Source organism: Micromonospora sp. NPDC049900, from assembly GCF_044461025.1.
In the GTDB taxonomy this organism is placed as follows: domain Bacteria; phylum Actinomycetota; class Actinomycetes; order Mycobacteriales; family Micromonosporaceae; genus Micromonospora.
In genome coordinates this window covers 43,515-51,621 of the sequence record NZ_JBITKM010000010.1, presented here as the reverse complement: position 1 = coordinate 51,621, position 8,107 = coordinate 43,515, and the positions used below count along the sequence as shown (strand labels likewise).

General features: G+C 69.1%; 13 protein-coding genes. 11 read left to right on the top strand and 2 right to left on the bottom strand.

Features of this window, described 5'->3' with window-relative positions; genetic code table 11:
* Positions 1-786: 786 nt before the first annotated feature.
* The gene (locus tag ACIBMZ_RS21325) at positions 787-1,620 is read right to left on the bottom strand and encodes a protein phosphatase 2C domain-containing protein (RefSeq protein WP_396696353.1); all 834 of its coding nucleotides are present in this window, start codon (positions 1,618-1,620) and stop codon (positions 787-789) included.
* On the bottom strand, positions 1,620-2,462 hold the full coding sequence (locus ACIBMZ_RS21320; RefSeq protein WP_396696351.1) for a sigma-70 family RNA polymerase sigma factor: 843 nt from the start codon (positions 2,460-2,462) through the stop codon (positions 1,620-1,622). The genes ACIBMZ_RS21325 and ACIBMZ_RS21320 overlap by 1 nt, the downstream gene beginning before the upstream one ends.
* A 178-nt stretch (positions 2,463-2,640) precedes the next feature.
* On the opposite strand from ACIBMZ_RS21320, the gene ACIBMZ_RS21315 reads away from it, so the two are divergent.
* From ACIBMZ_RS21315 to ACIBMZ_RS21265, 11 genes are all read left to right on the top strand, one after another.
* On the top strand, positions 2,641-3,039 hold the full coding sequence (locus ACIBMZ_RS21315; protein ID WP_396696349.1) for a transcriptional regulator: 399 nt from the start codon (positions 2,641-2,643) through the stop codon (positions 3,037-3,039).
* 1 nt (position 3,040) lies between these two features.
* Entirely contained in the window at positions 3,041-3,232 is a 192-nt protein-coding gene (locus ACIBMZ_RS21310) for a hypothetical protein (RefSeq protein WP_396696347.1), read from the top strand.
* A 291-nt stretch (positions 3,233-3,523) separates the two neighbouring features.
* On the top strand, positions 3,524-3,688 hold the full coding sequence (locus tag ACIBMZ_RS21305) for a hypothetical protein (RefSeq protein ID WP_396696345.1): 165 nt from the start codon (positions 3,524-3,526) through the stop codon (positions 3,686-3,688).
* Positions 3,689-4,111: 423 nt separating this feature from the next.
* Positions 4,112-4,285: a hypothetical protein gene (locus tag ACIBMZ_RS21300; protein ID WP_396696343.1), complete on the top strand. Its 174-nt coding sequence runs from the start codon at positions 4,112-4,114 to the stop codon at positions 4,283-4,285.
* Positions 4,285-5,943: an FtsK/SpoIIIE domain-containing protein gene (locus ACIBMZ_RS21295; RefSeq protein ID WP_396696341.1), complete on the top strand. Its 1,659-nt coding sequence runs from the start codon at positions 4,285-4,287 to the stop codon at positions 5,941-5,943. Before ACIBMZ_RS21300 ends, ACIBMZ_RS21295 begins: the two co-directional genes overlap by 1 nt.
* Entirely contained in the window at positions 5,940-6,251 is a 312-nt protein-coding gene (locus tag ACIBMZ_RS21290) for a spread protein (protein WP_396696339.1), read from the top strand. The genes ACIBMZ_RS21295 and ACIBMZ_RS21290 overlap by 4 nt, the downstream gene beginning before the upstream one ends.
* A gap of 24 nt (positions 6,252-6,275) precedes the next feature.
* Positions 6,276-6,464, top strand: a complete 189-nt coding sequence (locus ACIBMZ_RS21285) for a hypothetical protein (protein ID WP_396696337.1) — start codon at positions 6,276-6,278, stop codon at positions 6,462-6,464.
* Entirely contained in the window at positions 6,461-6,739 is a 279-nt protein-coding gene (locus ACIBMZ_RS21280) for a hypothetical protein (protein WP_396696335.1), read from the top strand. The genes ACIBMZ_RS21285 and ACIBMZ_RS21280 overlap by 4 nt, the downstream gene beginning before the upstream one ends.
* 16 nt (positions 6,740-6,755) lie before the next feature.
* The gene (locus tag ACIBMZ_RS21275; RefSeq protein ID WP_396696333.1) at positions 6,756-7,025 is read left to right on the top strand and encodes a hypothetical protein; all 270 of its coding nucleotides are present in this window, start codon (positions 6,756-6,758) and stop codon (positions 7,023-7,025) included.
* Entirely contained in the window at positions 7,010-7,639 is a 630-nt protein-coding gene (locus tag ACIBMZ_RS21270) for a hypothetical protein (RefSeq protein ID WP_396696331.1), read from the top strand. The genes ACIBMZ_RS21275 and ACIBMZ_RS21270 overlap by 16 nt, the downstream gene beginning before the upstream one ends.
* Positions 7,636-8,073, top strand: coding sequence for a hypothetical protein (locus ACIBMZ_RS21265; protein ID WP_396696329.1), 438 nt, complete (start codon positions 7,636-7,638; stop codon positions 8,071-8,073). Before ACIBMZ_RS21270 ends, ACIBMZ_RS21265 begins: the two co-directional genes overlap by 4 nt.
* Positions 8,074-8,107 lie beyond the last annotated feature (34 nt).

The following is an 8,107-nucleotide window of genomic DNA, read 5'->3' as shown; positions in this document are numbered from 1 at the left end:
GGGGGGGGGGGGCGGGGGGGGGTTCTTGGGGGTCGCCCCACACCGGTCGCTATCCTGTTACCCCCCGGGCCCGGGCCCCGCTCGGCTTGCCTGGGTCGGCGGTGGACGGGATGGCATCCCTCAACCACTACCACCCACGGCCGGAACCGTTCGGCAACTCCATCCTGGAGTCGTCTGGCCCCCGCCGGAGGCACAATCTCTGACCCCCACCCCGCCCCACCCACCGCCATCTTCCCCACCTTCACCTCTTCCCCACCTCGGACCCGTGACCGGTCGGCGTGATTCCGTTCGGCAACTCGTCCGGCCTGGCCGTCGACCGGTCCGCGGTTCCCGTCGTGAAGCTGAATGCGTGACGTGAGGTGGGACGTTGTCGTCCTGGTCCCGGTCGACCTCCGAGACTCGTCACCGGGTCACCCTTGCTGACCCACGGGTGACGCGCGGGGCGGGCGTGGGTTTCGGGCCGGCTGACTTTCCGCCCCGCCGCCGAAGGCGGGCGGGGCGGCGGCTCCGTCAGGAGCCGGTTACCGCGCCCGGCCCGCGCCGCGCGGAGCGCGCTTGATCTAGTACAGGCCAATTCGGCAACAGATCACGGGCAACTCCCGGCCCGACCACGGCCCAGCTTGGCAACGCCGACCTGACTCATCTCGCCAGACCGATCGTCGCGGCGACGTGACGTGGTTACGCCCACCGTTGCTGGCAGATGCTGTGGCACTCTGCTCGCCGCCGTCGGTGTCACCCATCGTCAAGCGCTGGCTGCCTCGCTGTTCGTTGCCCTGTCCCGGTCTCTCACTTCACCTCGACCTGCAACTGCGTGCAGTACGCCGCTGTCGCGTCATCGTGCGTCTTTCCTCTTGGCCACCTCGCGCCGTTCAAATCAAGGCGCTCTGCCTCGCGGACACGTTGGAGGATCGCGGCAGGCCCTTCGGTGGCGGCCATGGCGATCACCTCCGGCCATCCTGCAAGGTTGAACCGGTCGGTGATGCGACTGGCGCCGTCGCTAAGCAGCAGGACGCTTCTCAGCTCATGCACTGGGATCTCACCCGTGATCGCCTCGTGGGCCGCTTCCGGGTCCGCCGCAGCCACCCAGAACCCATCCGGCCGGTTCCGGTGCACGCGCATCGCGTCGACGTAGGCCCTTCGGGCTTTATCGTGCTCGGGGGTGCCGTTCTCGGCCGCATCCATCGCTGCCCGGTACCCCCGGCCGACCTCCTCCTCCCGGTTGTCGCACACAGCAACCGGCTCTCCTTCAGTGACGTCCAGCAGGAGAACGCTGTCGGCCAGCACCAGGTACTGAAGATGATCGGCAACGGTCCGGATCATGACGACCGTTGCCGACGGCGTGCCTGGGTCATCGAGATCGCAGGTGTTGGCATGCAGCGCAGCCGTCTCCCGGATGCCCTCGGCCAGAATGGATATCAGGTCCCTGTCCTCGTCGGGCAGACCGGCCGCCAGGGCGCCGCCGAGGTGTCGGGCGTACCAACTGACCCCGTGGTGGCACTTCGTGGTGGTGCCGGACAGGCCAGCACCGTCGAGCAGGACAACACCGTTCGTGGTTGCCGCGGTGAAGTCCTCGTTGGGTTCGTAAGACTTGGCAGGGAGCGTCGCCAACGAGACGTGCATCATTCCTCCGGGTGGCGGTTGATGGGAGTCAACAACTGCACCTTGCGGGGTTCTTTCGTGTCGGGCTCGTACTCGGTGCCAACTAGGACCGAGAAGGTGTCGGTCTGGACCTCGCCGTACAGCTCACCAATGCGTGTGCAGATCAAGTGAACGACGCCGAGTGATCCCGCTGGGTGAATGCCGGTGAACACGATGAGCGACCCCTTGCCGTCCGGCCGTGGCAGTCGGCCGAGGTACGCGACGTCGGAGTTCTGTGGCGGGGTCTGGTCCTGGCCGGACCGATACGTGTTCCCGGCCTTGCGGTCGACTAGCATCCACGGGCCGTCGGGGGCACGCTCGAAACTCAGTCTTCTGTCCTGGCTAAGCACGTCAGCCACCGGCTGAGAGATACGGGGACCACAGATCACGATAAGGTTCGGTCGATTGAGGTCGATCTCGCCAGTGGTGGGCACGTGCTCGAAAGAGGGTTCCAGCCCGAGGTTGCGGGCCAGTTCGGCAAGACGCTGAGCACCGGTAACGTCCTCGAAGGCGACGACGGGCCGGGCCTTGATGGCTTCCTTCTTCAAGGGCGTCACGATGGTGACGTGGCCGGCCCCGAGGAAGGCTCCTTCGGCCGGCGGTCCTCCGTGACGGATCTGGTGGATTCGGCCACGCGTGAGGCCCACCCGCTCAGCGATGTGGGCGTACGACAGCCCTCCCTGATGCAGCTCGTTGATGACTCTGCGGCGTAGTCGCGCGAGTTCGGTGACCTCCTCCTGGGCAACGGCCATACGGCTCGTCGCTTCACGGAGCAGTTCGAACGGATCGCTGATCGCGGCAATACGATCCACTTCGTCTGTCATGTCCGTCCCAGCACTCGATTCAACCTCAGGCGTCTAGCCCCCTTGACGCTCTCACCGTATCCAGCTAATGTGCTGTCTATCCCCCTAGACAGACCTCGGGACACGCTGGTCCAACTGTATAGGGGGGTATACAAGACCGCTACCGGGTGCGCCGGTGGCCGATCAAGAGGAGATCGTCATGGCCCTGAGGGGTGGTACGCGGTTCTCGGTTCCGTTCGAGGCGGTGTTTCCGCATGGTGCGGTGTTCGTGCCGGATTCGATCGCGGAGGCGCAGGACTTCAACGAGGCGACTCGGGTGCGGACGCCGGCTAAGGACAAGGTGACGGGTCAGCGGGTGTGGCAGTGCCGGGTGATGGACATGGATCCGGAGTTGGGTGCCCGCTCGCGTGAGGTGTCGATCAAGGTATTGGCGGATGTGCAGCCGGTGCCGCCGGTGGGTCCGTTCCAGCCGGTGGAGTTCGAGGGCCTGACCGTCACCCCGTACGTGGGTTCCAACGGCCGGTTGGCGTTCTCCTACCGGGCGACGGCCCTGGTCGCGCCGAAGACTCTCGCCGAGACGCGCGGTAAGGCTGCCTGAGGTGTCTAAGCGGAAGGCGACTGGTCAGGATCTGGCCAACATCGTCTCCGAGTGGGCGGTGACCCAGACCCACCGCGACGACGCCACTCGCGCGGCATGGCGTGCCCTGCCGCCGCATGTGCAGGGCCAGATCCACGGGTGGGCTGCGGATGAACGGCAGCGACGCGCGGACGGCATCACGATCACGGACTAGTTACCCGGCGGCGCGGCCTCTTGGCCTCGCAAACCTTCCGCCGCGCCGCCGGCCTCACCCCGTCAGCCCTTCTGAACCGTTGGGAGAGACCTCAATGATCCCCCGAAACCCGCCGGATCCGCGAACGCGGACCGTCCTGCTGCCCTGCGGTCGGCACTACGCCACCTTGTGGGGTGGAGTGTCCGCCCCGACCCGCTGCGACGACTGCCCTACGCCGGTGACGAGTGGGAAGGCCGGCTGATGTTCGGCCGGAAGCGCTCCGAATCGGAGCCGGTTCGTCGTGATCAGGTGATGAAGCTGATCAGCCTCGGGATGAAGGAGACCGACGCCGCTGATCGGGACATCGACAGTCCCGAGTTCGACTCGGCCAAGGCCGCGTTCGAGACCGCGATGGGCAAGGCGACCCCGGCGGAAAAGGCTGCCGCGTACGACGCGCTCAAACGGCACGGCTACTGACCCAGCTCGCCATGTGACTGGTGTCGCCGCACGCCGACCCCATCATCTGTGGTTCGGCGTGCGGGGCGAGGTCAGTCAGCCGACTGGCTCAGGTGGCCCGCCGAGAGTTGCAGCTCCCGGCGGGCCGATCGGAAGGACTGCGGAGGTCCCACCGATGGCCAAAGGTACTCGTCCTCCCTCGTGCACGTGTGGCAACTCGGGCGCGTGTGGCTACTGCCCGCAGATCGCGGTGACCGCGACTCGGCAGGGGCAGGTGTCCGGCGCTGGCCGGTCCGGTAAGGCCGGTCTCGACGCGGCGGCTCGTATCGAGCGCCGCAACAAGTAACAGCCCCAACTGATCGTGGTGCGGGGCGGCCCATGCCCTAGGAAGCCGGCCGCCCCGCTGCCCACCAATCCGTGTCGGCCTGGAAGGGCGGTTTCATCATGCCAAGAGAACTGGACTGGACTCGGACCGGCAGTGCCGGCGATCCGGTCCCCTGCGTGCTCTGCGGGAAACCGGCGATCTGCCGTAGCCCGAAGGGCACCCCCGTGCACAAGGTCTGCGCCGAAGTCTGGATCGAGCAGCAGCAGACCTCGGCGCCCAAGGCGGTGGCCTAATGGTGCGGGCGCCGCTGGTGAACTTCCGCCGGTTCCAGATCACCACTCCGTGGCCGATCGTGTGGACGCTCACCGCTCTGTTCCTGCTCGCCCGCCTTGCCGTGGTCGCGGTGCGTCTGCTGGTGGGCGCGGTGCGGCACTGGCGTGCCTGGCCCGTCGTCGCCGTGGTCCTGGTCGCCGTCGACGTCTACCGGTCGCACGGCTGGTGGCCTCACCTCCTGGTCCTCCTCACCGTCGCTGCTGCCGCTGGTCTGTGGTGGTGGAAGGGTCGGGATTCGTTTCACCGCCTGGTGGTGCTCCGAGCGGTGACGCTGTGGCGGCGGGTGTGGGTGTACCGGCGTCAGTGGCACGAGGTGATGTCCCTGTGCGGGCTGGTGAAGAAGTACGACGGCGGGGAGAAGCTGCCGCGTCTGCTGTCGGTCCGATGCTCGTATGCCACCGATGAACTGGTGGTGCGGATGCCGAAGGGCCAGAACCCGGAGGTCTACCACAAGGCCGCCCGGGATCTGGCGTACTCATTCGGCACCCGTCACTGCCGGGTCTTCTCCGGCCGCCGTCAGGCACCACCGGCCCGCACGGGTCGTCTCGCCGTCCTGCTGCGGCTGGTGGATCGGGTCCGGTTCCGCGATCGGCCTCGCCATGTGTGGTTGGTGTTCATCCGTCGTGACCCGCTGACCCGCGTCGTCGCTGCGCTGCCGGTGCCGGCGCGTCCGGACTTCACCGCTCTGCCGCTGGGGGTGCGGGAGGACCTGGCCGTGTACTGCCTGCGGCTGCTGGCCACGCACGTGCTGATCGGTGGGGCCACGCGAATGGGCAAAGGCTCGGTCATCTGGTCCCTGCTCCGCGCCCTGGCGGCCGGTATCCGGTCGGGCCTGGTGCGGGTGTGGGCGATCGACCCGAAGGGCGGCATGGAGCTGGCCATCGGCCGCCCCCTGTTCTCCCGCTACGTCGATGACGACTGGACCCGCATGGCCGACCTCCTGGACGACGCCGTCACCCGGATGCGCGCCCGACAGCAGGCGTTGCGGGGCAAGGTGCGGGTGCACACCCCCACCACCGACGAACCGCTGATCGTCGTCGTCATCGACGAGATCGCCGCGCTGTTGGCGTTCCTGCCCGACAGCGACATCCGCCAGCGCATCACCCAAGCCCTGGGCCTACTCCTCACCCAAGGCGCCGGGCTCGGCGTGCTGGTCGTCGCCGCGACCCAGGACCCCCGCAAAGAGATCGTGTCGGTGCGGGACTTCTTCCCCACCCGCATCGCTCTCGGCCTCACCGAACGCGCCCACGTCGATCTCCTGCTCGGTGACGGTGCCCGCGACCGGGGAGCACTCGCGGACCAGATCCCCACCACGGCGAAGGGCGTCGCCTACGTGCTGCTGGACGGTCAACCGGAACCCGCGCGGGTGCGGTTCTCCTACCTGCCCGATGACGTGATCCGCGACATGGCCGCAACGTTCCCGGCCCCGCCGGAGATCCAGCCCGAACCCGTCGACGCTCCCTCCCCGACGGTGACCAAGCCCCGCACCAGCAGCAACGGCAACGGCAGGCATACCTACCGGCCGACGCCGCCGAAGCAGGACACGCCGCTGCTGCCGTCGTCGCTGCTCAACGCCCTCAACCTCGACCCGACCAGCAACGGGAGTGACCCCCGATGAGCGCCCACGAGCAGCCCGAGGGCACCCCGGTGCGGATGCCGTACGCCGACGAACCCGACCCGCCCGCTGTCGAGCCGCGCCGCTTCTACCGGCTGCGTGCCCCGCACGTGGAGAAGGCGTCCGTGCCGGTCACCGTCCGGGTCACTCCCGACGCCGATCTCTACCTGGCGATCGGTTCCGGACGTCGCCGCATGTACCTGACCCCGAACGAGGCGTGGGCGCTGTGGCGGTGCCTCTCCGAAGCCGTGGCGTCGACCGGTGAACCGCCGGAGTGGATCCGCGTCCACATCACCCCCACCACCCGCTGACCCGGCCTGATTGGAGCGCTGCTGATGCGTACCCGACGCCTGTCCCGCCGGCCGATGCGCCGGACCTGCCTCGACCTCAACCACACCCACCCCGACCAGCACTGCCTCTACTGCAACCCCGACCCCCACGCGGCCGACATCATCGCCGCCGCCCTGCGCCAGCACACCGAGATCGCCGCCGAGGACGCCGAAGCGTGGGGGTGGGTCGCGTGAGCAGGGAGCCCTACCGGGAGGGCCAGGAGGTGTGGCTGGTGCCGACCCTCATGACCGCCCCGGCAGCGGCCTACCGGCAACCCGCCTGCGACGTCATCCGGATGACCACCGACAGCCGCGTCCTGCTGCGCCTACCCGACGGCTCCACGGTCGACACCGACATCCGCAACGTCCGCCGCACCCCACCCGCCGATCCGGCACCCCCGACCACCAAACCCCGACGCCGGCAGCCCATGACCCTGCCCGACGGCTACGCCGAACAACCCCTCTGGTGAACAGGAGGACCCGCCCGTGAACAACCAACTCTGGTCCTGGCTCCTCATGGCCGTCGGCGTCACCGGCCTCTACCTCGCCGGGAAACGCTCCTGGACCGGCTGGGCTGTCGGCCTCGCCGCCCAGGTGCTGTGGCTGGCCTACTCCCTGACCACAGAGCAGTGGGGCTTCCTCGTCTCCTGCTTCGTCTACGGCGCCATCTACCTGCGCAACCTGCGGGCCTGGCTCCGCCCCACCCCGACCCCCACTACCCCCGAGCGGGAGGTGACCACGTGCGCCGGCTCCTGAACGCCGAACGCCTCGAAGGCGTCGCCCTGGTCCTCATCCTCCTGGCCGTGGGCGGCATGGCCGGCGCCGCGTCGTTCACTCACGTCAAGGACTGGACGATGGCCCACGCCCCCGCCGGTACCGGCGAGTGGTTCGGGTGGTCCAACGCGGTCATCTCCGAACTGATGCCCGCCGCGGCGCTGCTGGTCATCCGCCGTCGTCGTCGCCGTGACCCGCGCGCGTCCGTGGCCTACCCCCTGGTCCTCCTCGTGGCTGCGGTCGCCCTATCGCTGGCCGCGCAGATCGCCGTGGCCAACGACAGCTTTTCCTCCCGCCTGCTGTCGTCGGTGCCCGCGCTGGCGTTCCTCGCTCTGTCCAAGCTCATCCTCACCGGCACCCCCAAAACCGCACCCACCGCCCCGGCCGCTGCGGCTGCTGCGCTGCGTCGGGAGGAACCCGCCGATGAGCCGGTCGACATGACCCCGGCGGACCTACCCACCGAACCCGCCCCGGTCGTCGTCCCGGCCCCGCCTGCGGTGCCGTCGAGTCCGGTCGCGGTCCGCTCGGCGCTGGTGTCCTCGGTCGTCCAGACCCCCCGCAACGGCCACGTCTTCACCTCGGAGGTCACCCGATGACCCGCACCCACCTCGCCCGCGTCCAGCCCCGACCCGCCGTCCTGACCCGCCGCGTCGTGGGCACCCCCGCCGAAGTCGCCGCGACCGTCGCCCTGATCCGCGACTCCGGCCGCCTGCTGTCCATGACCGCCCCCCACCAGATGCCCGGCGGCCCGGATCAGGTGATGGTCACCGTCCGGTTCCTGGACACCCCCGCCCCGGCCGTGCCGGTGGTGCGTCGACTGCGACGCGGACACGTCATCGCCGCCGCCACCGTCCCCGGCGTCGCCGCCGTGGCCGGGATCGGCTACGCCGCCTCCCAAGTCGCCCACGCCGTCCGGTCCGCCGCGCCACTGATCGCGGGCGTGGTCCTGGTCCTGGTCGTCCTCGCCGTTCTGCTGCGGTCCCGCAAGCCCGGCTGCGTCGGACTGCACTGCCCCGGCTGCAACCACTGACCACCGCTGTTCGGTGGCCCGTCTCCTGCACCCG

Bases quoted from the DNA above. Each gene is read 5' to 3' on its own strand.
- ACIBMZ_RS21265 (WP_396696329.1), top strand. From the start codon at position 7,636: ATGACCCGCACCCACCTCGCCCGCGTCCAGCCCCGACCCGCCGTCCTG.
- ACIBMZ_RS21305 (WP_396696345.1), top strand. From the start codon at position 3,524: ATGAAGCTGATCAGCCTCGGGATGAAGGAGACCGACGCCGCTGATCGG.
- ACIBMZ_RS21315 (WP_396696349.1), top strand. From the start codon at position 2,641: ATGGCCCTGAGGGGTGGTACGCGGTTCTCGGTTCCGTTCGAGGCGGTG.
- ACIBMZ_RS21295 (WP_396696341.1), top strand. From the start codon at position 4,285: ATGGTGCGGGCGCCGCTGGTGAACTTCCGCCGGTTCCAGATCACCACT.
- ACIBMZ_RS21320 (WP_396696351.1), bottom strand. From the start codon at position 2,462: ATGACAGACGAAGTGGATCGTATTGCCGCGATCAGCGATCCGTTCGAA.
- ACIBMZ_RS21300 (WP_396696343.1), top strand. From the start codon at position 4,112: ATGCCAAGAGAACTGGACTGGACTCGGACCGGCAGTGCCGGCGATCCG.
- ACIBMZ_RS21290 (WP_396696339.1), top strand. From the start codon at position 5,940: ATGAGCGCCCACGAGCAGCCCGAGGGCACCCCGGTGCGGATGCCGTAC.
- ACIBMZ_RS21325 (WP_396696353.1), bottom strand. From the start codon at position 1,620: ATGCACGTCTCGTTGGCGACGCTCCCTGCCAAGTCTTACGAACCCAAC.
- ACIBMZ_RS21285 (WP_396696337.1), top strand. From the start codon at position 6,276: ATGCGTACCCGACGCCTGTCCCGCCGGCCGATGCGCCGGACCTGCCTC.